At 41.1% G+C, this 26,246-nt stretch carries 20 protein-coding genes; 12 read left to right on the forward strand and 8 right to left on the reverse strand.

What is annotated here, in order from left to right; all coding sequences use genetic code 11:
* Positions 1 to 48: 48 nt before the first annotated feature.
* The 7 genes from NMK93_RS02435 to NMK93_RS02465 all read left to right on the forward strand — a co-directional run bounded on the left by NMK93_RS02435 (position 49) and on the right by NMK93_RS02465 (position 13,212).
* Positions 49 to 1,029: a hypothetical protein gene (locus NMK93_RS02435; RefSeq protein WP_254526473.1), complete on the forward strand. Its 981-nt coding sequence runs from the start codon at positions 49 to 51 to the stop codon at positions 1,027 to 1,029.
* A 54-nt stretch (positions 1,030 to 1,083) separates the two neighbouring features.
* Entirely contained in the window at positions 1,084 to 1,518 is a 435-nt protein-coding gene (locus tag NMK93_RS02440) for an energy transducer TonB (RefSeq protein WP_254526472.1), read from the forward strand.
* Between the two features lie 245 nt (positions 1,519 to 1,763).
* The gene (locus tag NMK93_RS02445; protein WP_185211211.1) at positions 1,764 to 5,036 is read left to right on the forward strand and encodes a TonB-dependent receptor; all 3,273 of its coding nucleotides are present in this window, start codon (positions 1,764 to 1,766) and stop codon (positions 5,034 to 5,036) included.
* 22 nt (positions 5,037 to 5,058) lie between these two features.
* Positions 5,059 to 6,546, forward strand: coding sequence for a RagB/SusD family nutrient uptake outer membrane protein (locus NMK93_RS02450; RefSeq protein WP_254526471.1), 1,488 nt, complete (start codon positions 5,059 to 5,061; stop codon positions 6,544 to 6,546).
* Positions 6,547 to 6,558: 12 nt separating this feature from the next.
* Positions 6,559 to 8,112, forward strand: coding sequence for a S10 family peptidase (locus NMK93_RS02455; RefSeq protein ID WP_214648380.1), 1,554 nt, complete (start codon positions 6,559 to 6,561; stop codon positions 8,110 to 8,112).
* Positions 8,090 to 10,513, forward strand: a complete 2,424-nt coding sequence (locus NMK93_RS02460) for a S9 family peptidase (RefSeq protein ID WP_254526470.1) — start codon at positions 8,090 to 8,092, stop codon at positions 10,511 to 10,513. The genes NMK93_RS02455 and NMK93_RS02460 overlap by 23 nt, the downstream gene beginning before the upstream one ends.
* Positions 10,510 to 13,212: a M14 metallopeptidase family protein gene (locus NMK93_RS02465; RefSeq protein WP_254526469.1), complete on the forward strand. Its 2,703-nt coding sequence runs from the start codon at positions 10,510 to 10,512 to the stop codon at positions 13,210 to 13,212. Before NMK93_RS02460 ends, NMK93_RS02465 begins: the two co-directional genes overlap by 4 nt.
* Positions 13,213 to 13,240: 28 nt before the next feature.
* Here NMK93_RS02465 and uvrA read toward each other — a convergent pair whose 3' ends face one another.
* Complete coding sequence (gene uvrA / locus NMK93_RS02470; protein ID WP_254526468.1) at positions 13,241 to 16,090, reverse strand: excinuclease ABC subunit UvrA; 2,850 nt, start codon at positions 16,088 to 16,090, stop codon at positions 13,241 to 13,243.
* A gap of 128 nt (positions 16,091 to 16,218) precedes the next feature.
* Between uvrA and NMK93_RS02475 the strand changes: the two genes are divergently transcribed.
* The gene (locus NMK93_RS02475) at positions 16,219 to 17,259 is read left to right on the forward strand and encodes a DUF2157 domain-containing protein (protein ID WP_254526467.1); all 1,041 of its coding nucleotides are present in this window, start codon (positions 16,219 to 16,221) and stop codon (positions 17,257 to 17,259) included.
* A gap of 4 nt (positions 17,260 to 17,263) precedes the next feature.
* Here the strand turns inward: NMK93_RS02475 and NMK93_RS02480 are convergent, their stop codons facing one another.
* Together NMK93_RS02480 and lpdA (NMK93_RS02485) are read right to left on the reverse strand one after the other, a co-directional pair.
* Complete coding sequence (locus tag NMK93_RS02480; RefSeq protein ID WP_254526466.1) at positions 17,264 to 17,758, reverse strand: YdcF family protein; 495 nt, start codon at positions 17,756 to 17,758, stop codon at positions 17,264 to 17,266.
* A 276-nt stretch (positions 17,759 to 18,034) separates the two neighbouring features.
* A complete protein-coding gene (gene lpdA / locus NMK93_RS02485) occupies positions 18,035 to 19,423 on the reverse strand; it encodes a dihydrolipoyl dehydrogenase (RefSeq protein ID WP_185211201.1) in 1,389 nt (462 codons plus the stop codon).
* A gap of 190 nt (positions 19,424 to 19,613) precedes the next feature.
* Here lpdA (NMK93_RS02485) and NMK93_RS02490 point away from each other — a divergent pair, with 190 nt between their 5' ends.
* Positions 19,614 to 19,910 (forward strand): DUF3817 domain-containing protein, encoded by a 297-nt coding sequence (locus NMK93_RS02490; protein ID WP_185211199.1) that lies wholly within the window; start codon positions 19,614 to 19,616, stop codon positions 19,908 to 19,910.
* Here the strand turns inward: NMK93_RS02490 and NMK93_RS02495 are convergent.
* Entirely contained in the window at positions 19,907 to 20,314 is a 408-nt protein-coding gene (locus tag NMK93_RS02495; RefSeq protein ID WP_093100827.1) for an acyl-CoA thioesterase, read from the reverse strand. The two genes, NMK93_RS02490 and NMK93_RS02495, sit on opposite strands and share 4 nt — an antisense overlap.
* A 256-nt stretch (positions 20,315 to 20,570) precedes the next feature.
* Positions 20,571 to 21,977, reverse strand: a complete 1,407-nt coding sequence (gene lpdA / locus NMK93_RS02500) for a dihydrolipoyl dehydrogenase (RefSeq protein WP_185211197.1) — start codon at positions 21,975 to 21,977, stop codon at positions 20,571 to 20,573.
* Positions 21,978 to 22,051: 74 nt separating this feature from the next.
* Between lpdA (NMK93_RS02500) and NMK93_RS02505 the strand changes: the two genes are divergently transcribed.
* From NMK93_RS02505 to NMK93_RS02510, 3 genes are all read left to right on the forward strand, one after another.
* Positions 22,052 to 22,321, forward strand: a complete 270-nt coding sequence (locus NMK93_RS02505; RefSeq protein ID WP_254526465.1) for a hypothetical protein — start codon at positions 22,052 to 22,054, stop codon at positions 22,319 to 22,321.
* Entirely contained in the window at positions 22,321 to 22,449 is a 129-nt protein-coding gene (locus NMK93_RS19685; RefSeq protein ID WP_302328284.1) for a hypothetical protein, read from the forward strand. Before NMK93_RS02505 ends, NMK93_RS19685 begins: the two co-directional genes overlap by 1 nt.
* Before the next feature lie 307 nt (positions 22,450 to 22,756).
* Positions 22,757 to 23,041 carry a GIY-YIG nuclease family protein gene (locus NMK93_RS02510; protein WP_254526464.1) on the forward strand — a complete coding sequence of 95 codons (285 nt, stop codon included), beginning with the start codon at positions 22,757 to 22,759 and terminating at the stop codon, positions 23,039 to 23,041.
* 392 nt (positions 23,042 to 23,433) lie between these two features.
* Here NMK93_RS02510 and NMK93_RS02515 read toward each other — a convergent pair whose 3' ends face one another.
* From NMK93_RS02515 to NMK93_RS02525, 3 genes are all read right to left on the reverse strand, one after another.
* Complete coding sequence (locus tag NMK93_RS02515; RefSeq protein ID WP_185211195.1) at positions 23,434 to 23,979, reverse strand: plastocyanin/azurin family copper-binding protein; 546 nt, start codon at positions 23,977 to 23,979, stop codon at positions 23,434 to 23,436.
* 62 nt (positions 23,980 to 24,041) lie between these two features.
* Entirely contained in the window at positions 24,042 to 25,667 is a 1,626-nt protein-coding gene (locus NMK93_RS02520; RefSeq protein ID WP_185211193.1) for a response regulator, read from the reverse strand.
* Positions 25,668 to 25,675: 8 nt separating this feature from the next.
* Positions 25,676 to 26,245: a chemotaxis protein CheB gene (locus NMK93_RS02525; RefSeq protein WP_185211191.1), complete on the reverse strand. Its 570-nt coding sequence runs from the start codon at positions 26,243 to 26,245 to the stop codon at positions 25,676 to 25,678.
* Position 26,246 lies beyond the last annotated feature (1 nt).

Below are 26,246 nucleotides of genomic sequence, written 5' to 3' on the forward strand. Positions count from 1 at the left end.
TAGCAGCATGGTTTTCCATCTATAAGTTTTGTGTTACCTTTGCAGCTTATGGCAAATAAACTCTATAATCCCTTTTTGGATTTTAAATTTGATAACAAAACTTGCTTCTTGTCAGGAAAAGCATTGGAGTCGGAAGATGAAAAGATTCAGGTATTCCCTGTTTGGATGATGCGCATCTTTGATTTGGAAGATAAGCCGTTTAAGTTGTTGGATGAGAGTTTGGTGACTTACAAGCAGTTGCAATTGCCATGTTCGGCTGAGGTGGCGGCAGTCATCGCAGAGGTAGAGAGAAAGGTGGAGGATGCAGTGAACATTGGCTACACGGCTTTAAAAGAGCTGGATCAGCTGACCCTTTTTCAATGGGTTGGTAAAATCCTGTACGGTGTGGTATTCAACGAGATCCAAGTAGGGATTAGGCAGGCTTTCCTTTCCGGAGAGCAGTTGAATTTTTCCCAAGCATTGGTACATAAGTTCAAGAACCTGCATTTTATGTTGCAATCGCTGATCACTCCGATGGAGTTTGAACATAAAAACCCCTTTACAATTTTAGTGTTGCCTGTTGACAGTACTCCAGAAACCTTTATGTACCGAGATGAGATCAATACCTTGATCTTTTCGATCCGTATGAAGGATTTTGCCATCATAGCGACCATGCAAGATAATGGTGTGCATGAAATCTATCATGATGAGGTTTTAGCAAAAATAAAGGGGAAGGTTTTGCACCCTGTTCAATTTGAAGAGATCTGTGCTCGCTTTTTCTATTCTGCTTATTTATTTAACAGGTTGCCCGAATATACCTATATGGAAGTTCCAGAGAAGGTTTTCGTGGAGCCAATGCCTTTGAATGATTGGACCCTCAAGCCGATTTTTGATCAATGGACGGCTAAGACCTATGGACAGGTATTGGAAAGTTTTTGGAAGCCCTGGGGCTATACCTTATTTGAAATCATCAAGGACCCTGAGAATCCTATGAGCTTCATTACGGATGATCAAGGCGAATTTCTTTCCGATATTGATCTAGCAAAGTAATTTCTGTTATTCTTGAATTTTTCTTACCTTTTAGGTATTGATTTTAAGACCCTTATGAAGATATTTTTCACGATCGTTATCCTGTTTCTTTCTGCTTTTGGGAGTTTAAAGGCCCAAAATGAAGTGGTTGTGGACAGCAGTGTCGTGCGGGAAGTGGATGTTATTCCTCAGTTTGTTGGCGGAGCTATAGGATGGCAACGCTTTTTGGAAAATAACTTAAACCTATCCGGTGTTTTCAGGGATATGGACAGCACTGAATATGTGAAGTATGGTCTCCGTCAGACTGCCATCTTGGAATTTACAGTCTGTGAAGATGGAGAATTATGCGATATCGACATCGTCAACAAGTCCAAAATCAGTCCTTCATTTGCGCGAGAAACCATGCGCCTCATCAAGAAATCCCCGAAATGGAAAGCAGCCATAAAGGATGATAAGCCAGTCCGCACTCGGATTAGGCAGCCGATCGTTGCAATCCTTGATGAATACTAATCCTAGCTAAAACTTATTAGCATATTCCTAATAATAATATTGTAGTAATAGTTAAATTACTGTAAAGGCATCTTTACAATAATTATTGCACTTTGTCATTTATTTTATTGGTAATTTTTTAATAAATATTAAATTTGACAAACCAAATTATGAAATTACCGCATATGAAACGACCTCCAATTTGATGGTTAATTCTTCTCTAGAATTAATCTATCATGAAAATTAGCACCTAAATTATTTCACTTATGAAACTAACCACTTGTCCAAAAAATTGGACAAAACCATTGCTGTTTACCAGTAAATGGACATTAATGGGCTTTACATGCCTGTCGTTATTTGTGTATCCTGAGCATACATTTGCGCGAATAAATAGCGACGTAATTTCTTTTCAGGAAGAAATTGAAATTAAAGGGAAAATTACTGACAAGAATGGTGCTCCCATCGCTGGGGTATCCATTACCATCAAGGGCAAAAGCATCAGTACATCAACAGATGCCAATGGAAATTTCACTTTCCGAGTTCCAAGAAATTCCGTTTTGGTAATGACTTCAATGGGGTACAGCTCAATTGAGCATGTCGTATTGAATTCCAATCCAATCAATTTGACGATGACAGAGTCCAATGAGGAATTGGATGAGGTCGTTGTAATCGGTTATGGAACGCAAAGCCGTAAGGAGACGACCGGAAGTTTAACATCTGTAAAAGGGGATGATGTGGGGAACTTGCCCGTTCAGAGTTTTGATGCTTCCTTGGCCGGTAGATCATCTGGGGTTCAAGTGAATACCAGTTCAGGTGTTCTGAATCAAGCTCCAGTGTTCAAGATTAGAGGAACTAACTCTCTATCATTAAGTACCTATCCTTTGGTCGTGATCGATGGGGTTCCAGCCTTCAATGATAATGACGATTCAGGACCAAGTTATGCGGCTTCCAATCCATTATCTGCAATCAATCCAGCCGATATTGAGAGTATAGATATCGCTAAGGATGCTGCTGCAACCAGTATTTACGGTTCGCGAGCTGCCAACGGGGTGGTATTTATCACTACTAAAAAAGGGAAAAGAGGTTCTGCCAAAGTTAATTATGAAGGTTGGTTGGGTTATACAACCGCTAACCGTTTACCGGAGTTGTTGAATGCTGCCCAATATGTGGAAATCAAGAACGAAGCATTAAGGAACGACGGGACCTTTAATGACACTAAAAACTTTTACGGGTTGAGTAAGGATGCTAATGGAAATACCATTGACACACGTTGGTATGATTACATCTATCAAACCGGAACTTCCCATTCACATAACATCAATATTTCTGGAGCAACAGAGAAAACCAATTATTTTGGTTCTGCAGCATATACCGATCAAGAGGGTATCTTCCAGAAAAATGGTTTCAATAGAAAGTCAGCGATGTTCAATATTGACAATACGACTACCGATTGGTTAAAGTTGGGCGTTAAGTTGAACTATGTCAATGAAAACAACTTGGCGGCAATGTCTACCGGTGCAGGTGGCCAAGGTGGTTTTCAGTCTTCTTCATCTTCTGGTGCGATGGCGCGGTTAGCATTGATTTCAGCGCCTATCATCGGTCCGTATAACAATGACGGAAGTTTTAACGTGACTTCAAATGGTTTCTTGGGATTAATGGACAATACAGGACATTTGAATCAATCAAGACTAGGTTTCTACAATCCAGTGATTTCATTGCTGAACAATTATTCAAATAATACAGGAAATAATGTGCAATCCAATGCCTATGTGCAGATTAAACCCTTGAAATGGATTACCTATAAATCTGTTTATGGAATCGATTATAGAAACGTAGATTATAACAATTATTATTCACCACTTTCGGGAGAAGGATTAGCTAGCAACGGTTCTGCAAGTAGTGTAAGTTCTAAACGCCAGCGTTGGGTTTGGACAAATACATTGACATTCGACCGGAACTATGATAAACATAGCTTTAATCTATTGTTAGGTCAAGAACAACAAAGAACGACAGGTTCTATGTTTGGTTTGCAAAGAACTGGCCAGACGGATCCATACTACACTAATATACAGGGTGGTTGGCAAAACGTTTTTGACTATAGAACTGATAACCAAGAAATCAATAACTATCTGTTCTCCTTGTTTTCCCGTTTGCAATATGACTATCAAAAGAAGTACTTCTTTACTGCCAACTTAAGACAGGATGAATATTCTGCTTTAGGACTGAACAATAAGAAAGGTACATTTTGGGGAGTTTCCGGTGGATGGGACATTGCTAAGGAAGCTTTTTGGTCAGCGAGTTCATGGGGACAAAAGATCAATGCCTTTAAGTTGAGAAGCAGTTATGGTAAAGTGGGTAATGTGGGTGGACTTGGAGACTTTGGAGCGATCAATACTTATTCTGCCACCTTATATGGAGGTCAACCGGGTTTAACCTATTCGGTAACTGGAAACCCTGACCTAAAATGGGAAACCAGTAAGAAATTTGATATAGGGTTGGATTTTGCCTTATTCAATTCAGCTATCACAGGGGAGATCGGTTATTACAAAAACTCTATCGACGGTTTGATCTTCGCGGTGCCGCTACCTCCTTCAGTTGGTATTCCTAATGGTACTTCAAACAGTATTCTGCAGAACGTTGGTGAAATGTATAATAGAGGGTTTGAATTTACTATTGGAGGTGCTCCAGTCCGTAAAGAGGATTTCAGATGGAATAGCTCATTTAACCTAACTACCAACCATAATGAAGTATTGACATTGGCGAATGGCGTGCCGAGTATCATTTCAGGTTCTTTGGATGGGATGACGATTACTTTACCTGGACAACCTGCCGGTATGCTCTATGCTATTGAAACTGCTGGTGTGGACCCTGAGACAGGAAGAAGGATCTTCATTGATGGCGATGGCAAGAAAGTATTCTATCAACAGAATGTTTCAGGGATCAATGCTGTCAAATACCAATGGGAATATGAGGATGGCACCAGAGCTAGAGCTATTACTCCGTCTGATGATGCTAAACCATATAAACCAACCGCTCCTAAGTTGTTTGGGGGATGGACCAACAGCTTTAACTATAAAGGTGTTGACCTGACAGTGTTATTGACCTACCAATTGGGGGGCTATATGATGAATGGTAACCAAGGAACTATGCGCGACTTACGGTTCTGGAACAATTCAGCGGATATGATGCGTAGATGGCAGAATCCAGGGGACCAGACCGATATTCCAAGGGTTGTAAATAACGACAATGTGTCCAATGGTAATACATTGCCTTTAATACATAATATTTCCTCGACAGATTACTTGCGCTTAAAGAATGTGATGCTTTCCTACACGATACCAAATACTTTGGTGAGCAAAATGAAGCTGAATAACATTCGTGTTTATGTCAGTGGCCAAAACCTAGCATTATGGACCAAGTACACTGGGTATGACCCAGATGTTACTACCAATGGTAACAATGCAATCAGACAAGGCATTGACAAGAACCAAGCACCAAATGCAAGGACATTCACATTTGGATTAAACGTTGGATTTTAAGGACAATTAAAAACTTATCACAATGAAATCGAGTAAATCTATCATATTATGTGCAACTGGACTGACCTTATTATTTAGCAGTTGTAGGAAAGAAGAGTGGTTGAATCCACAACCCAAAACATTGATCACCGATGTTACCGCGTTTAGTACACCAGAGCGTATTCTGAGTCAAGTTAATGGCTTGTATGCAAGCATGAAGGCTTCAAGCTACCTAGGGAGTTGGTACATATTGATTTCTGATGTCAGGACGGGTGAATTTCACTGTAGCAACATGAATGCTGCTACGGGTGCCACCATGTATTCCATGTTACCCCAGACCACAACCTCCGATGTCAATGATATTTGGGTGGCGACCTATGCGACAATCAACAAACTGAACGTTTTCTTGGATGGCTTAGATAATGGTGGTGATGCGGTATTGGATGCTGCCACAGCAAATAGCTACCGTGCAGAGGCACGACTGATCCGCGGCATGACCTATTATTATCTTTTGCAATTTTATGCAAGGCCATATTGGGATGGCAATGGTAGCAAACCAGGACTTCCGCTCCGTTTGAAAGGAAATACAGGACCAGGGAATTATGATTTGGAGCGAAGTACTGTTGCAGATACCTATAAACAAGTATTGGCAGACTTGGATTTTGCTGAACAAAACCTGCCAGCGAATTATACCTCAGCGTTCCTAAATACTACCAGAGCTCATAAAAACACGGCCATTGCTCTAAAAACGAGAATTTACCTGAGCATGAGGGATTATGCCAAGGTAATCGCTGAAGCAAATAAGATTGTTCCTGCTTCAGCACCTTTCAGTGCAGGAACTGGGGTAGCCAATAAATTGGAAGGTAATTTTGAAGATCTCTTTAAGTCTCCTTACACTTCTTCGGAGTCGATTTTTTCAATGCCATTTACAAATAATGATGCTCCCGGAAGTGCCCTGTCCAGATATTATTTGCCAGGTACAGGTGACGGCGGTACATCTACCAGTAATGGTGCTGGTGAATATTCCCTGAATAAAGTGGAGGGAATCTATGCTTCAGCGGAATGGTTGGGTACTGATGCCCGTAGGAAATTGACCAAAACAGGGACAAAGACGGGGAAAGCATGGTTAACGAAGTTTAATCAAGCATCTCCTTATATCGATTATGTTCCAGTAATCCGATATTCTGAGGTTTTGTTGAACCTTTCGGAAGCTTTGGCTAGATCCTCCAATACCGTAGATGCCCGCTCATTAGCATTATTGAACGCGGTATATGGCCGCTCAAATCAAGGGGCATCCCTAACTGCAGGGTCATTTGCCAATGTAAACGCATATTTAAATAGAATCATCGAAGAACGTAGGATAGAATTCCTAGGTGAAGGAATTCGTAATGGTGACTTGATGCGTTTGGGATTAACCATTCCAGCGAAATCACAGCATGCCATTGCTGCCGTGCCGACTGATGATCCTGCTTATATTCTACCGATTCCAAGTAATGAATTGATATTGAATAATTTAATGGATAATAACTAAAATAAATAATGTATGAATGATTATAAAATTAAGACGATTAGTTTCATAGCTTTCATGTTCATCTTTGGAGATCTATGGGCGCAGAGTTTAGCGCCCGTAATCCCAAGGGGGCCGCAATACAGTAAAAACAAGGCCATCGAAACATTGAAACTTGATACGTCGGTAGTGTCTAACAATTCAGCCATCATTCCTGAAGTGGTAGAAACCAAGCATGTAGCCAAACTGAGGTCTGGTAGTATTGAGTATAAAGCCCAGTCAGGCTATATACAGTTGAAAGATGAAGACGGCAATCCCAAAGGGAATGTTTTCTTTATCGCGTATGTTGCAACCAACCGGAAAGACCGGCCGGTTACTTTTGCATTCAATGGAGGTCCAGGTTCGGCCTCTGTTTGGGTTAATATGGGATTCATGGGGCCAAAGCGACCTAATTTGACGGAAGCTGGAGATGCCGTTTATCCATATAGCTACGGAGATAATCCGGAGACCTGGTTGGATAAGACGGATCTTGTATTCATTGATCCGATCTCTACAGGTTACAGCCGTGCTGTAAAAGGGGAAGATCCCAAACAGTTTCATGGTTTTGTGGAGGATGTACAGTCGGTAGCCGACTTCATCAGGTTGTATGTAACCAAGAATGAACGCTGGAATTCCAAGAAGTATATCATGGGCGAAAGTTATGGAACGCCAAGGGCAGCCGGTCTTGTTCAATATTTACAGAACCGATATAGTATGTATTTTGATGGAGTCATTATGTTGAGTTCTATATTAAATATGCAGACGGCAAGGTTTGAGATCGGGAATGACCTGCCTTATCATCTGTTTTTGCCAACCTATACGGCAACAGCCTATTACCATAAACAATTAGAACCTAGCTTACAGAGCAACCTGAGAGCGACATTGGATGAAGTTGAGAAATTTGCTAACAACGAATATATCTTGGCACTGAATAAAGGAACTGATTTAACAGAGCAAGAATATGATCAGATCGCGACTAAATTGGCTAGGTATACCGGTTTGAGCAAAGCCTATATCAAAGAGACCAACCTTAGGATCAACATCCATAAATTCTGTAAAGAATTAAGGCGCGATGAAGGATTGACGGTGGGAAGGCTTGATAGCCGTGCTATTGGTCGAGACTATGATGATTCGGGCGATCGTTTCGAATTTGATCCAGCAGGAAATACAGCAGGTACCTTTTCTTCGGCAATGAATCATTATATTAGGACCGAACTTAAATTCAAGAATGAACTACCTTATGATTTTTCCGGTGGGGTATCCCCATGGAACTACAATAATGTTCAGAATAAATATTTAAATGCTTCAGAGCTATTGAGGCAAGCCATGTCTAAGAACCCTGACCTAAAGGTTTGGGTAATTGGTGGGTATTATGATTTGGCAACGCCTTATCATGCTGCTGAATATGTTATGAAACATATGAATTTAAGGCCAGAACAGAAATCGAAAGTATCATTTACCTATTACGAGGCAGGGCACATGGTGTACATGCCGAAGGATTGCATGGTACAGCTAAATAAAGATGCAGATGAATTTTACAAGAAAAACTAACCGAAATTATTTGAAAGCAGGATTTTTCATTGCTTTCTTGGCAGGTTCAACCATGACCCATGCGCAGGAGGCAATCAAGTATCAATTACCTCCTCAATCCATCGTTGATCTTGTGGATGCCCCACAGATACCAATGGAGGAGTTCAGTCCAGATGGACGGTACATGTTGGTACTGGAAGTTCCAGGTTTTCAAACCATCATTCAAGCTTCACAACCTGTATTAGGTGTTGCCGGCTTGAGGATCAATCCCATTAGTAATACCACTGTAGCAGAGAATCTGGGGACATTCAAAGGTCTGAAGATTCGTGATTTGAGCAATGGCTCAGAGTTCAGCATCCAAGGGCTACCTCAGGACTTACAGATTGCCGATGTAAAATGGTCATCCAAACCTGGTGTATTTGCCTTTTTGAATAAATCATTAGAGGATACGGAACTATGGCTTGCCGACCTGAACAGTAAAACAGCTAAAAAGTTGTTGAGCAAGGTCAATGACACCTACGGAAGTACCTTTCAATGGAATGGAGATGGAACAGCTTTGCTTGCCCAGCAAGTGAATGCTTCAAGAGGATCCGTTCCTGTCCAAAATCCTGTGCCTACAGGTCCTGTAGTGCAGGAAAACCTTGGCGGAATCACCCCTTCAAGAACTTATCAGAACCTATTGGCAAATGGATACGATGAGACCCTAATGGAATATTACCTGACTTCAGACCTTATCGAGGTCGATCTTCAGGGGAATGCCAAGCCTATTGGAATTAAGGGCATCTTTAAATCTGTTTCCTATTCTCCAGATGGAAAATATATCCTGACAGAAAAGGTCGTTAAGCCCTATTCTTACTTGGTTCCCATCTACCTGTTTCCGGCAGAAGTGACCGTTTATTCTTCAACTGGATCAAAAGTAAAAGATATCTATACCATCCCATTAGCGGATAAAATGCCGATTTCATTTGATGCGGTATTGGAAGGCCCTCGAGATTTCGAATGGCGAAAAGATAAGGATGCTTCCTTGGTTTATGTGAAGGCATTGGATAAAGGCGATCCTAATATGAAGACCGAGGTCCGTGATGAATTATTTGAAATCGGAGCGCCATTTGATCTTTCTTCTTCAAATAAGATATTCTCAGGGACCTATCGCGTTAGGGATATTCAATGGGGAGATGGAGTGGCTATCGTTTCAGAAAACTGGCGAAAGGACCGGTCCTCAAAATTGACATTAATCAACCCGAGGACCAATCAGGTAGTTAAAGTGCTTTCAACCCGCAAGTCTGAGGATACCTATACCGATCCAGGAAGCTTTGTAAAAAATGAAAAAGGACAGTTGCTGACAGATGGCAAAGGTTCTGTTTTCACGCAAGGATTAGGAGCTTCTCCAGAAGGAGATCGCCCATTCCTGATGAAATGGAATGTTCAGAATGGTAAACAGGATACCTTATACAAATCTAAACGTGGCTATTATGAAGAACCGATCTTCTTCAACAATACCGGAGTACTGTATGTCTCTAGGGAATCTGCAAAAGATGCTCCGAATGTCTATTCGGTAAATATCAAGAACAAGAAGGAAACGAAGATTACCAACTTTGCAGATCCATACCCAAGTATTGCAAATGTTCAGAAATCCTTATTGTCTTACCCAAGAAAAGACGGATTGAACCTTTCAGGAACGCTATATGTGCCGGCGGATTTCAAAAAAGGCGATGCTCCATTACCTGTTTTGGTATGGGCATACCCGCGTGAATTTAAGACCAAAGAGGCAGCGGGACAGGTAAAAGGATCACCAAATAGGTTCCCACGCTTGGCCTTCCGTTCTCCGGTTTACTGGGTGACCCAAGGATACGCAGTCGTGGATCAAGCTGATATGCCAATCGTTGGTGAAGGTACTTCTGAACCTAACGACACCTTTGTTGAGCAGATCAAGGATAATGCAAGTGCATTGATAGAGCATATTGTAGGTCTAGGTGTGGCTGACCGCAACAGAATTGGAGTTGGTGGCCACTCCTACGGAGCCTTTATGACGGCCAATTTATTGGCACATACTGATTTGTTTGCCGCTGGTATTGCCAGAAGTGGAGCCTATAACAGAACTTTGACTCCATTTGGATTCCAAGGCGAGGCAAGGACCTATTGGCAAGCCAAAGACACTTATGATGCCATGTCGCCATTTACCTATGCGCCACAGATCAAGAGACCATTATTGATGACCCATGGTATGGACGATGAGAACTCAGGGACATTCCCTATACAGAGCGAGCGTCTTTATGCAGCGATTAAAGGGCATGGTGGAATCGTGCGTTTGGTGATGTTGCCTAAGGAGTTCCATGGCTACAGAAGTAGGGAAGGAGTCCTTCATACCTTCTGGGAACAACATCAATGGCTAGAGAAATATGTAAAAAACAATAAAAAATGATTAAGAATACCATAAAATCGATTCTGGTAGCCTTATTGATTGGGCAGTTCAACTATGGAACGGCGCAACAGGTTACCAATCCGAAAACACATTTTGGATTCAATATCGGTGATGACTATATGCTTGCCAACTACAAACAGATGGAAAGCTATTTTTTAAAAGTTGCCAAAGAATCCAACAGAGTACTCATACAGGACGGGGGACTAACAGAAGAGGGCAGGAGACAACACCTGATCATTATCTCTTCTCCTGAGAACCTGAAGAACATTGAAAAATACCGTAAGATATCCCAAACCTTAGGTCGTGCCGAAGGAATCACTGAAGCCGAAGCGAAGGAGCTTTCCCTGGCAGGAAAACCTGTGGTATGGATTGATGGAGGTATGCACTCCAATGAGATGGTTGGATCGCATCAATTAATTGAAACCTTCTATCAGTTGACCAACCGGAATGATGCTGAAATCAACAATTACTTGGATAAAGTGGTGGTCCTGATGTGGCATGTCAATCCAGACGGTCAGGATCTATTGGCAGATTGGTATATGCAATATGATGACAAGGAAAAGCGTAACATGTCCATTCCTACCTTGTACCAGAAATATGTAGGTCATGATAACAACCGTGATTTCTTTATGTTCAACATGAAGGAAGCTAGCAACCTTGCCAAGGTAGTCTATGTAGATTGGTTGCCGCAGATCATCTATAACCATCACCAAACCTCTCCAGATGGCACTATTGTCGCTGGTCCGCCATATCGTGATCCATTCAACCATGTATTCGATCCATTATTGGTGACCGGAATTGATGGTGTTGGATTTGCAATGATCAACCGCCTTAATGAAGAAGATAAACCTGGCTATGTCCGCATGGATCAATCTGGATTTTCTACTTGGTGGAATGGAGGATTGAGAACTGCTCCATATTTCCATAACATGATCGGTATCTTGACTGAAATTACAGGACATCCAACCCCTTCAGAGATTCCATTGGTAGCAGAAAGGCAGATCCCTAGAAATGGCTTGCCTTTCCCTATTGCACCTCAAAAGTGGAATTTCAAGAAATCAATTGACTATTCCGTCTCGATGAACTTCGCCATCCTAGATTATGCTGCGCGTAATGGCGATAAATTATTGTACAATATCTACAAGATGGGTAAAAACTCCATTGACCGAGGGAATGAGGATTACTGGACAAAATACCCTAAATATGCCGAGTCCATTGAGAAAACCTATGATGCAGATGTAGCGGCAGGTAAGGTGAAGAAAGAAGAAAGCAATACTTTCTACCGTTCAAAAACCATCCCTAAAAGCTATTATGATGCTATTTTCGCTGATAAGTCTAAACGCGACCCAAGGGCTTTCATATTATCGGCCGATCAAGAAGATTTCGGAACTGCCGTTAAATTTGTGAATACCTTGATCAAATCCGGAGTATATGTTTATCAAGCGAACGCTGACTTTAGTGTGAATGGAAAGAACTATCCAAAGGGTTCCATCGTAGTGAAAACCAATCAAGCCTTCAGGCCGCAGGTATTGGATATGTTCGAACCTCAAGATCACCCACACGATGTGGAATATGAGGGAGGGCCTCCAATCCGTCCGTATGATGCAGCAGGCTGGACCTTGGCTATGCAAATGGGTGTGGAATACGATAAAGTATATGATGATTTCAATGCGCCTTTACAGAAAAAAGAAACAGGTGTTCTGTTGAGCCCATTGGCTAGAGAGGTTGCCTCTTCAAAAGGTGGATATCTGATCAATGGAAAAGCAAATGATGCTTATTTGGCGATCAACCAACTATTGAAAGCTGGCGTGAAAGTATTCCGTGACCTTGATTCAAAAGATTTCTATGTCGATGCAAAAGCAGCAGCTAAGGTGAAAGAATTTGGTGCTAGCTTAGGCTTGGAAAGCAAAGCGGTTTCGAGCAAGCCAAAACAATTGAAACCAGTTGAAGCCATTAAGATCGGTTTATTTGACCATTATGGTGGTAGTATGCCTTCAGGTTGGGTAAGATGGATGTTGGAGCAATATGGATTTGACTACAAATTATTCTACCCTCAAGATATTGACAACAGTAGCATTAAAGATTATGATGTGCTGTTGTTCGTAGGTCAGGGTATTCCGGCGTTTGGTTCCAATGCTTCAGGCCGTTCGGTAGACGCAAGCATCGTTCCGGATCAATATAAACACATGTTGGGTTCAGTAACAGCTGCCAAGTCCATCCCTGTGCTTAAAACCTTTGTGGAAAATGGAGGACAGATCGTAACTATTGGTGCTTCATCAGAACTGGTTTACCATTTTAACCTTCCGGTTGAAAATCCATTGATGGAAATGGGCAAGGATGGCAAGAAAGTGAAGTTGTCCAGTGTGAAGTTTTATGTTCCTACGAGTATTTTAAAAGCTGAAGCGGATATCAGTAAGCCTGAGAACTACGGATTGGATAAAGACCTGAACATTGTGTTCAATAACAGTCCGGTCTTTAAGTTCCAGAATTCGGACAATCTGTATTCATTAGGATCCATTAACTCTGATCATTCGCTATTGAGTGGTTGGGCCCATGGACAGCAATATTTAAAGGATGTCAATATTGGATTGGTATCCAAGATTGGAAAAGGGAAATTAGTGGCCATTGGTCCTGAGATCACGAACAGGGCACAAAGCCATGGAACATTCAAAATGTTATTTAATCAACTATACCGATAAAAATAAAGGGAGCGAAAGCTCCCTTTTATTATTTATTGTAGTTCATCTCTATTTTCAGGAATCTTCCTGTTTCAGAGTTTTTCTGTTTGATCAATTCCTCCGGTGTACCTTGGAAAAGGACTTTTCCACCGTTTTTACCACCTTCAGGCCCCATATCAATGACCCAATCGGCCGCTTTGATGACATCTAGGTTATGCTCAATGATCAGAACCGTATTACCTCGGTCAACCAAGCGATTGATTACTCCCAGCAATACATTGACGTCCTCGAAATGTAGCCCTGTCGTTGGTTCATCCAATATATAGAAGGTCTTTCCGGTATCTTTTTTAGAAAGTTCCGTTGCCAATTTTACCCTTTGGGCCTCGCCACCAGAAAGGGTTGTCGACGATTGTCCCAAGGTAATATAGCCTAGACCTACATCCTGTAGGGTCTTTATTTTCCGATAGATGGAGGGGATATTTTCGAAGAAGGTTACCGCTTCATCGATGCTCATGTCCAGTACATCTGAAATGGATTTTCCACGATATCTGACCTCTAAAGTCTCTCGGTTGTAGCGCTTTCCGTTACAGGTTTCACAGGGAACCTGAACATCAGGCAAAAAGTTCATCTCAATGATCTTCATCCCCGCACCTTGACAGGTTTCACATCTTCCGCCCTTCACGTTGAAGGAAAAGCGTCCAGGTTTGTAACCCCTGATCTTCGCTTCTGGTAACTGTACATATAAAGCACGGATATCGGAGAATACACCGGTATAAGTGGAAGGGTTTGACCTTGGCGTCCTCCCGATTGGAGACTGATCGATTTCAATCACCTTATCGATGTTTTCCAAGCCTTCGATCTTTGTGTAAGGTAGCGGTTTAGCTTTTGCCCTAAAGAAATGGTGGTTCAAGATTGGGTATAGGGTGTTGGTGATCAAACTAGACTTGCCAGAGCCCGATACGCCCGTTACAAGCACCAATTCTCCTAAAGGGATGTCTATGCTCACATTCTTTAAGTTGTGGCCTGTAGCGCCTTTTAAAGTAAGTGTATGGCCGTTTCCTTTTCTTCTTTCATCAGGTATCTTGATTTCACGGGTACCATTCAGGTAATCTGTCGTCAAGGTGTTTTCCTTCATCAATTGTTTCGGGGTACCTTGGGCCACGACTTTCCCTCCGTGAACTCCCGCAGCCGGTCCCATATCGATGACATAATCCGAATGTAGGATCATGTCCTTGTCATGCTCCACGACCAAAATGGAGTTACCGATATCGCGAAGATTTTTAAGGGCATTGATCAAGCGTTCATTATCACGTTGGTGCAGACCGATACTCGGCTCATCCAAGATATAAAGTACATTTACCAATTGTGAACCGATCTGTGTGGCAAGGCGGATACGTTGAGCCTCTCCACCGGATAAGCTTTTGGAGCTGCGGTTTAAGGTCAGGTAATTTAGGCCTACATCCAACAGGAATCCAATCCTGGTCTTGATTTCCTTGATGATTTCCGTGGCAATGATGTTCTGTCTTTCCGAAAGCCTGTCTTCAACAGCATCAAACCATTCATTCAAGGCTACAATATCCATTTCTGCCAATTCCGAAATGTTCTTATCAGCAACTTTGATATGTAGCGATTCTTTTTTCAAGCGCGCTCCATGGCATTCTGGACAAACAACCTGTGTACGGAATTCATCCAAGCCCTGTGCGTCATCGCTGTATTTTGCGCTCATTTCCTCCAACATCTTGAAGATGCCGGCGAATTGTACCTTATATTCCCTGGCTCCATAAGAACCGTAGGAAACCGTTAAGCTTATCGGTTCCTCTTCTCCAAAAAGAAGGTTGTCGATCAGTTCCTCGGATAGCTTGTCGATAGGGGTCGTTAAAGAAAAATCATATTTCTTGGCCACTGCTTTCAGTACCGCAAAGTTCCAGGAATCTTTTACTGGTCCCAATGGTATTATTCCGCCTTTTTGTATGCTTTGGCTTCTATCAGGGATAACGATCTTTTTGTCGATTTCATAGATATATCCCAAACCATCACATTTAGGACAGGCTCCATAAGGGGAGTTAAAGGAAAAAGTGTTAGGTTGCGGTTCATCATAGGAAATCCCAGATTCCGCATCCATTAAATATCGACTGAAAAATTGCTCCTTATTTTCTTTATTGGCAATCTTGATGATCCCTTTGGCAGTTTTTAAGGCTTGGCCAATGGAGGTAAAGAGTCTTTTCCTTGATTCCTTCTCCACAATGATCCGATCCACGACAATCTCGATATCATGGATTTTATAACGGTCGACCTGCATTTTAGGAGCTATATCCAATATTTCTCCATCCACACGTACCTTGGTATAGCCCTGTTTCCTGATTTGTTCAAAAAGTTCGCGGTAATGACCTTTACGGCCCTTCACCACAGGGGCTAGTACATAGATGCCTTCACCATTGAATTCATTGAGGATACGGTCTGTGATTTCGTCATCAGACATGCGTTCCATCTTTTTGCCGGTCACATAAGAGTAGGCTTCCCCGATCCTTGCATATAGCAATCTCAGGAAGTCATATATTTCTGTTATGGTTCCTACGGTCGATCTTGGGTTTTTGGAAGTGGTTTTTTGTTCAATCGAAATAACGGGACTCAGGCCAGAGATTTTGTCTACGTCCGGTCTTTCCATTCCTCCCAAAAATTGGCGGCTGTAGGCAGAGAAAGTCTCCATATACCGTCTTTGTCCTTCGGCATAGATCGTGTCAAAAGCCAACGAAGATTTACCGCTGCCACTTAATCCCGTGATAACGACAAGTTGGTTTCTTGGAAATGATACATCGATGTTTTTAAGGTTGTGTACGCGGGCACCAAATACTTCTAATTCGCTTTGATCCCCAAGGTCTACTGCTTTTTTTACGGCCATTAATCTCTCCTTTTAGCAAAATGCAAAGTTACAGATTTTTAGCTAAGGATTTTTATTTGCTCAACCCTAATCTACTATTAGGCAGGATTATTGAAAAGTATTACCTTTAAACTACAAAGCACATCAACTTGAAAAAACTAGACGTAAATAAATCGGAGCGCGAAATCATTGAACAGGCATTGGAGCATTGGGAAAAGGAGCAGTTGCTATCGCAGGAAAAGTCTGAGGAATTAAAGGGAAATTTAGATGATAAAGGCTTTGAATGGGGGATGTTGGCTAGGTATGCCTTTTGGATAGCCTTGGCCTCATTGATATTCTCCGTGGTTTCCTTGTTTTCCGATGGTTATCTATCCGACTTGGTGGAGAAATTTTACGAGACCCCGAATGTAATATTCTGTTTAGGTTTTGCAGGATTGGCTGTTTTGTTCTATATCCTAGGTTTTCGGAATAAGTCGAAAAACCCAGAAAAGAACTTTTCAAATGAGACCTTGATGCTTGCCGGCGCATTCTCTACAGCAGCTAGCATCGGATTTTTAGGGCAGGTCCTGGACCGGAATGAAAACCATTTCACCCTGCTATTCCTCCTTTCCATCATTATTTACGGAATCCTTTCAGTCAAGCTTACCTCAAAATTGCTTTGGGTTTTTACCTTAGTGGCCCTCGGGATTTGGTTTGCAACGGAAACAGCGTACCATAGCAATTGGGGATTTAAGTTCTGGGGGATGAATTACCCCTTGAGGTTTACCATTTTTGGGATTATCCTAACTGCTTTTGCTGTATTGCTACAGCCTAAAATAAAGCCATTGGCCGTATTCGGGTCCACTTCCTTTGTGGTTGGTCTGCTCTACACCATGATCGCCCTTTGGTTGCTTTCCATATTTGGCAACTATAGTGATTTCGACAAATGGTCCAGTGTCAGGCAATATGAGATTTTTTACTGGGGGCTTTTAGGGATTGCCATTTCCCTGGGCTTGGCCATCTATGGCATGAAAACCAAGGACCATATCTCGCGTGATATTGGTTTCGTATTCTTTATCCTGAACCTGTATACCCGGTTTGTGGAGTATCTGTGGGATAATATCAATAGAACGATATTCTTTTTGTTATTGGGGGTTTCCTTTTGGTTTGTTGGCCGTTGGGCCGAAAGTATCTGGAAGAAAAAGGAATGAGGTATTAATACTTTACCCCATTTTCCTTTAAGAAATTCACTGCAATTTTCTCATGTTCGATCAAAGGTTTCAACTCAGAATCCATGAGGGAAGAAGCAACAGAAACAAAGAATTTATTGATCGATGGAATCACGGTCTCAGAAATAAGCTGTACCCTTTCCATATGAAATTCAGAGGTGATAATGATCAATAAGTCTGGTTTTATTTCTTCGATTGTCTTTTGTGAAAGGGAAAAATCTTCAATAGTGTTCTTTGAAGGGATCCCGGGCAGAAAACGGTCGGGATTAATGCCTTTGAGGCTCAAGAAATTTTGAGCATAATACGTATGTGGTTTGTCCGTAATATTAAAGTGGTCGCCTTGGCCACCCGTACATAAGATCAAAGCGGATTCGTTATTGATGGCTAAATCATATGCTCTATATAGCCTATCGAGTGCTATAGCCGAAAGGTGTCCGTACTCGTCATTAGGCGCGCCCAACACCATGATTATTGTTTTCATGAACAAATGAATTAATTACCCAAAACTATAAAAAAGGATATAAATAAAGTAAGGTTTAATAATTATTTCTTGTAATTTAAAATATTAACCAATCTAGTTTTACATTCTAATTATAATAAAAATTTATAACAACTGGAATTGATGTATCCACGGTAATTTACGAAAAATATTAAAAAAGGACAAATTGGTCTTAAATATGAGGTTACAGAAAAAAAGAGGTCGGAATTATGTTCCGACCTCTTTCAACTCCATCAGGAGTTATTATATTTTAAAATCTTATAAGTGGATTACTTCACCGTACGCATCAGCAACAGCTTCCATAATAGCTTCACTCATGGTCGGGTGAGGGTGAACCGATTTAATGATCTCATGGCCAGTAGACTCTAATTTACGAGCTACAACCACTTCAGCGATCATTTCAGTTACGTTAGCACCAATTAAGTGAGCACCTAAGAATTCACCATATTTAGCATCGAAGATTACTTTTACGAAACCATCTTTTGCACCTGCGGCAGAAGCCTTTCCAGAAGCGGAGAATGGGAATTTACCCACTTTGATTTCATAACCAGCATCTTTAGCAGCTTTTTCAGTGAAACCTACGGATGCAACTTCTGGAGAACAGTAAGTACATCCAGGAATGTTGTTGTAATCGATAGGGTCAACATGTAAACCTTTGATTTTTTCCACACAGGTGATACCTTCAGCAGATGCCACGTGCGCTAGAGCTTGACCTTTCACGATATCACCGATTGCATATACACCATCGATGTTCGTTTTGTAGAAGTCATCAACAAGGACACGTCCTTTATCTGTTTTTACACCAACTTCTTCAAGGCCTAGGTTTTCGATGTTAGGCGTAATACCCACAGCAGAAAGAACCACTTCAGCCTCTAAGGTTTCAGTACCTTTTTCTGTTTTGATGGATACTTTGCATAGATCACCTTTAGTGTCTACTGATTGAACTTCTGATTTCGTAAGGATATTGATACCAGCTTTCTTCAAGGATTTCTCTAATTGTTTAGAGATTTCTTCATCTTCTACAGGCACGATACGGTCCATAAATTCAACGATAGTCACTTTCGTACCGATTGCGTTGTAGAAATATGCAAATTCGACACCGATAGCTCCAGAACCTACGACAACCATAGATTTAGGTTGTTTAGGCAAGTTCATTGCTTGGCGGTAACCGATAATTTTCTTTCCGTCTTGAGGTAGGTTAGGTAATTCTCTGGAGCGAGCACCAGTTGCAAGGATCGTGTGTTTAGCTGTATATTCTTTGGTAGAACCATCTGCAGCTTTCACTTCGATCTTACCAGCTTTTTTAATTTTTGCAGTTCCCATGATCACATCGATCTTGTTCTTTTTCATCAAGAACTGGATCCCTTTGCTCATGCCATCTGCTACACCACGACTTCTTTTTACGATGGCTTCAAAGTCGGCTTCACCACCGTTCACTTTGATACCATAATCAGCAGCATGATTTAAATATTCGAATACTTGTGCACTTTTCAATAGTGCCTTGGTAGGAATACAGCCCCAGTTAAGGCAAATTCCACCTAATGCGTCACGTTCGATAATGGCAGTTTTGAATCCCAATTGAGCTGCTCTGATGGCGGCTACGTATCCACCTGGACCACTACCGATAACAATAATGTCGTAATTCATAAATATTAATTGTCGTTATGTTTGCAAATACAATTCTTCAAAAATACACATTTTTTATTTAGTCAGGACATATCTTTTCCCCTATGGGCTGATTTTTACGCGGTATATGTCATATCGAGGTCAATCCTTTTCCTCGATTTCTTTTCCCTAAAGGATTTCCTTTTCTTTGCGCTGACTAATAGTAATTTATATGTTAAGAATATTTCAGCAAGTTGCCCTTTGGGAGGCAATCTCTACCGTTTTGTTGTTTTTTGTTGCTATGCCATTGAAGTATTTTGGAGGAATTCCAGAAGCCGTGCGTGTTGCCGGATCAATCCATGGTTTCCTCGTTGTACTTTTTGTTATCCTGTTGATTGCCTGCTGGCAAACCTATAACTGGAAAATTGGCCGTGTAGTCAAATATTTCTTCCTTAGCTTGATCCCAATCGTTTCCTTTTGGGTAGAAAAAGACCTTAAAAGAGAGATTACAGCTCAAAAAGCTGCTTAATCCCTTTTCTTGATATCAGACTCGATCCCCATATAGGCGTAGGTAATTTCCGTTTTGCCATGTGGGGTTGGAGTTCCTTCCGGATCTAGGTTGACAAATACCAACTTGTCGATCGAAAGAATCACCATCCTTGTTATTTTATTGCGGACCACGCAGCGCATCGTTAACGAGGTCCTTCCAAAATTGATGGCCTCGATTCCGAGCTCAATGATATCCCCTTGCTTGGCCGAACTGACAAAGTTGATTTCAGAAATGTATTTAGTGACTACATGTGGATTCCCGAGTTGGACGATGGCGTAGATTACCGCTTCTTCATCTATCCAGCGCAATAGAGTTCCTCCGAATAAGGATCCATTTGGGTTTAGGTCCTCGGGTTTGACCCATTTACGAGTATAAAAGTTCATAATACAAATATCTAAAAAAAATATTTTATTCACTTTCTGTATTTACTCGAAAGATTCAAGGTGTCCTTCGCTCAAATTTTTAACGGAATGCCAAGTTTAGGGACCTGTCCACTGACTGAAAAATCCGTTTCGCAAACAGTTGATTGGGAGTATATTATTGGGGATTGATTCGTATAAGACCAATAACTCCACTAGATTCAGGGACAAAAAAAGAGGCTACCTGAAAAGATAGCCTCTAGAAATAATATTTTTGATTTTAAGCATGGATTGCTCTATTTGCAGTTGCTGCAAGAGCAGCTTCTTTAAATGCTTCCGTGAAAGTAGGGTGAGCGTGGCAGATTCTACCGATATCTTCAGCAGATGCACGGTATTCCATTGCAACAACAGCCTCTGCAATCATATCAGCAGCACGTGGTCCGATCATGTGTACACCTAGGATCTCATCTGTTTCGGCATCAGCCAATACTTTGATGAAACCATCTGTGTCACCCGATGCTTTCGCACGTCCAGACGCTTTGAATGAGAAACTTCCAGCTTTATATTTCTTGCCTTCTTCTTTCAGTTGTTCTTCAGTTTTACCTACAGACGCAACCTCAGGCCATGTATAAACTACTCCAGGGATCAAGTTGTAGTCGATATGTGGTTTTTGACCAGCAATACGTTCAGCAACATAGATACCTTCATCTTCAGCTTTGTGAGCCAGCATAGCACCTTTGATCACATCACCGATGGCATATACACCAGCAACTGATGTCTCCAAATGCTCGTTTACAGGAACTTTATTTCCTCTTTCTTCAGTTTTGATGCCGATATTTTCAAGGCCTAGACCTTCTGTATACGCTGTTCTACCAACCGCTACGATACAGTAATCGCCTTGTAATTCTACCGCTTGGCCTTTAGCATCTTCCGCTGTAACCGTTACGTTCTTACCTTTTACGGTTGCACCGGTAACCTTGTGGCTCATAAAGAATTCTACGCCTAGATTTTTCTTCAGTACACGTTGTAATTCTTTGCCTAGCCCGGCATCCATGGTAGGGATGATAGATTTGGCATATTCAACAACGGATACTTTAGCGCCTAAACGGGCATATACAGAACCCAGCTCCAATCCGATAACACCGCCACCGATAACGATTAAGTGTTTAGGGACTTCAGTAAGGTTTAATGCTTCAGTCGAAGTAATGATACGTTTTTTGTCAACAGGAAGGAAAGGTAATGCTGAAGGTTTGGAGCCCGAAGCGATAATTACGTTTTTCGCGCTTAATTCTTCTACTTTACCATCTGCAGCAGTCACTTTAATGGTGTTTTTGTCAACGAATGAACCTACGCCTTGGAAGCTGTCAATTTTGTTTTTCTTGAATAAGAAGGTAATACCAGCAGTATTTTGGTCAATAACACTGTTCTTTCTGTCGATCATTTTTTTCATGTCGACTTTCAGGTTACTTAAGCTAATGCCGTGTTGTTCAAAATTGTGAGCAGCATTGTGGTAATGTTCTGATGAATCCAACAATGCTTTGGATGGGATACATCCAACATTAAGACAGGTTCCTCCAAATGTGCTGTATTTTTCAATTACGGCAGTTTTTAAGCCTAATTGAGCACAACGGATAGCGGCAACATAACCACCTGGACCACTTCCGATTACGATTACGTCGTATTGCATAGAGATTTTTCTTTGTTTACGAGGCAAATTTACTATTTAAATGCATATTAAGCGAAGATTAATAGGATTAAAAATTGGGTGTATTTTGTAATAAGACGGAGAGATTACAAAAGGAAAGCAAGGTTACACTGATGGATTCTGATTCTGAGCATGAAGCGAGGAATATGTTGTCTTTAAAAAAATTGAATGTCATCCTTGACCGAAGGTTAAGGAACGGCTCGTATGCTGGAGTAATGGATGGTTTTTGGAAGAAGAAGGTGAGTATTGGCGTACAGTTCCTGTTTGCTTCGCAAAAGGATGACAGCGATTTTGAGGAGCGAGGTACTGTTCGTATGCTAGAGTAATGGATGGTTTTTGGGTGGAGAAGGTAAGTAATGGTGTACAGTTCCTGTTTGCTTCGCAAAAGGATGACAGCGATAGGGAGGAGCGAGGAAATGTTCGTATGCTGGAGCAATGGTTGGGTTTCGGATGAAGAAGGTAAGTAATGGTGTACAGTTCCTCTTTGCTTCGCAAAAGGATGACAGCGATAGGGAGAGGCGAGGAACTGTTCGTATGCTGGAGCAAAGGTTGGGTTTAGGGTGGAGAAGGTAAGTAATGGCGTACAGTTCCTCTTTGCTTCGCAAAAGGATGACAGCGATAGGGAGTGGAAAAACGTACAGATTCTTCGCTATTCGCTCAGAATAAAATTTATTGACAATCAATAAAAAAAATATAAACTTTACATGGTTGGAACGAAGGCTTAATAGTAAAATGCTTATTTGTAAAAAAATTAATAGATAGTGTATTACGTTTATATTCTAACAAATTCCAATCGAACTGTCCTTTATGTAGGTGTAACTAATGATTTAAAAGTTCGATTAACTTATCACAAATCACCAACCCTATCTCAAAATTCCTTTACCAACAGGTATAAAGTGTATTTTCTAATTTATTTTGAGACCTTTTCTCATGTTTTGGACGCAATAACTCGAGAGAAGGAAATTAAGGGATGGTCAAGAAAACGAAAAGAGGAATTAATTAACACTCAAAACAAAGAATGGAAATTTTTAAATGACACAATTTAGAGCAGGATTCAGATTCTGAGCGAGGAATCTGTAGCCATAAAAAAAAGAATGTCATCCTTAACCGAAGGTTAAGGAACTGTTCGTATGCTGGAGTAATGGATGGTTTTGGAAGAAGAAGGTAAGTATTGGCGTACAGTTCCTGTTTGCTTCGCAAAAGGATGACAGCGATTTTGAGGAGCGAGGTACTGTTCGTATGCTGGAGTAATGGATGGTTTTTGGGTGACGAAGGTGAGTATTTGCGTACAGTTCCTCTTTGCTTCGCAAAAGGATGACAGCGACAGGGAGTGGAAAAGCGTACAGATTTCTCGCTATTCGCTCAGAGCTGAAGACAGGGGGATAAAAATATAAAAGGCTCCAATTTGGAGCCTTTTATATATGTTCTTTTACTTTGATTATTCAGCAACGATTTGACCATGCATAATTCCAAAGTGACCAGGGAAGCTACATAGGTAAGGATAAACTCCTTTTTCCAATGTAAACGTGATTTTGTCTTCTTGACCTGGACCTAATAATTTCGTGTGTGCAACAATTGAAGAAAGAGCTGATTTAGGGATATACTCGTTATCCGCTGCAGCCGTAGCTTCACCACCGAAAGTAGCAACATCAACACCTGGTTTCAAAACAACCAAGTTGTGTCCCATTGATTCAACAGGCATAGAACCTACGTTTTTCAAAGTCAATTCTACTGGTTCACCAGCTTTAACACGGATTAATGTAGTATTGAATTGCATTTGATCATTAGCTTCAACTGTCCATTGGTTTGACAATGTTACATTCTCAATACCTTCTACAGTTGTAGTAGATGCAGTTTCAGTAGCTTCAGGTTCAGTTGTAGTGGTTTCGGTTGAAGCGCCTTCTTCTTTCTTCTCAGCGTTATTGCCACAAGAAGTAATTCCAATTGCTAAAACTAGCGCTGGAATAATAAATAATTTCTTCATAGCTATTTTTAATAAATTTTATACGAATTTAACATAAATTATTGATTTAAACGAGGATTAAATCATTGTGAAGTCAATTTTGGGTTTTTATTTTTGTTGGTGACCTGTATTATTTTCTGATATAATTCTATTGGGTCGAAAGGTTTTCCAATAACACCGTCGGCTCCGGCTTGGAATGCAGCTGCTTGTTCATGTTCTAAAACCGATGCTGAAATGGTAATGATCGGTATGCCATGTTTTTCAGGGATTATATGGTTTTTGATTTCCTTGATGGCCTCAAATCCACTCATGATTGGCATGTGCGTATCCATTAAGATTAGGTCGTACTGCTCGTTCTCTACTTTTTCAAGGGCTAGTCTACCGTTCTTAACGATATCCACAGCACAGTTCCAGCTCCGTAACATATGGGCCAGCATAAAAGAGTTGAGCTCATTGTCTTCAGCCACCAGAACTTTCATCTCCTCAAATTTTGGAAAACTGTTGTAGGTCGGTACTTCTTTTTCCTTCTCGACCTCACTTTGCGCTGATTCTTCAAACCAACCTTCAAAATAGAATTCAGAACCTTCCCCATAAATACTTTTGGCTCCCACATCGCCGTTCAAAAGCTTTGCTAACCGCTTCACGATCGCTAATCCTAAACCCGTTCCGCCGAATTTTTTGGTGATACCATCATCAGCCTGTTCAAAGGCCATAAAGATCTTGTCGACGGAATCTTCACGGATGCCGATACCAGAGTCTTTAACGGAAAACTTAAGCCTAAAGCGTTCGTAATCTTTATTGACAACCTTTACAGAAAGCTGTATGGAGCCTTTTTCGGTGAACTTAAGACTGTTCGATACAAAGTTGCTGATGATCTGTTGCAACCTCAATGAATCGTAATGTATGTATTGAGGGACATCTTCGTCCACTTCGATATGGAATTTCAGGTTCTTATGGGTTGCCTTGATCTTAAATATCCTATTGATATCCTCGATCATTTTGGTGAGACTGAAATCCTCAAATTCAATCTTTAACATCCCTGAATCGATCTTGGACAGATCGAGGATGTCATTGATGATAAGCAATAGGGAATGAGAAGCATTGTCCAGCCTTTTTAACCAATCTTTTTGTTCAACGGTGAGTTCCGAACTCTTGAACATATGCATTATCCCCATAATCCCATTAATGGGAGTCCGGATTTCATGGCTCATATTGGCTAGGAATATCTCTTTGGATTTTCTGGCTTGAATGGCCTCTTCACGTGTTTTGAGCAGTTCAATCTTGGATTCCTCCAGTTCCTTATTCTTTTGGATAAGTTCTTGTTGGATCAAGATCTGTTGAACGAATGACTTAACCTTTGCTATGGTAATCTCTGGGTTCAGCGGTTTATATAAATAATCTACTGCGCCGCTTTCCAGGCCTTTCAATAGGTATTTGTCTTCCTTAGAAATAGCGGTGACCATGATTGCCATGATATGGCTAGTCTTGGGGTTAGATTTTAAAAGGGATACGAATTCGAATCCATTTATTTCTGGCATCTGTACATCGACCAGGGCAATTGAGATATCATCCTTCCAACAGATTTTCAGGGCTTCATTAGGGTCTGTAGAGCTCACGATGTTGACATGGTCAACTTCCTGAAGCAGCGCATGCAGACTGATGATGTTTTCTTCCTTATCATCCAATATCAGAATATTGATCGTTTTCATAGGTGACATTACTTTAATTGACTGAAATAATCTACGATATGTTGATTTGAAATGACTTGCACTTTTTTAGAGACCTGTGTTCCAGCCAAGGGCATGGTGTCAATAATGGCTTCTTTGGGGTCTTGGACATAACATGCTGCACCTTGATCAACCATGGCCTTCAGGCCGGATGATCCATCGTTGTTGGCTCCTGAAAGAAGAAAAGCAGTCGCATCCTTGTTGTAAACAGCCGCTACAGAGTCGAAAAACACATCGATAGAAGGTCTTGAAAACTGTACGGGGTCTGAAATGTCCAAGGAAAATATATAATCTGGTTCTACCAGTGTATGGTAGCCCGGGGGAGCGAAATAAATATGGTTTTCCAAAATTGGCAGTTTATCACGTACCGAAATAACATTCCGGTTCAATCTTTTAGATAAACTCGTTTCGATTTTAGTTTCGTATTTCGAATTTCTATGCAATACAATGACAATAGCATCGGCAAATTTGCTGGGCAGATGATCGAGGATTTCCACGATCAATTCATAAGCGCCTGCAGAGCCACCAATTACTATGATATGTTTTGCCAGGTTTTCCATT

Source organism: Sphingobacterium sp. LZ7M1 (assembly GCF_024296865.1).
GTDB lineage: Bacteria > Bacteroidota > Bacteroidia > Sphingobacteriales > Sphingobacteriaceae > Sphingobacterium.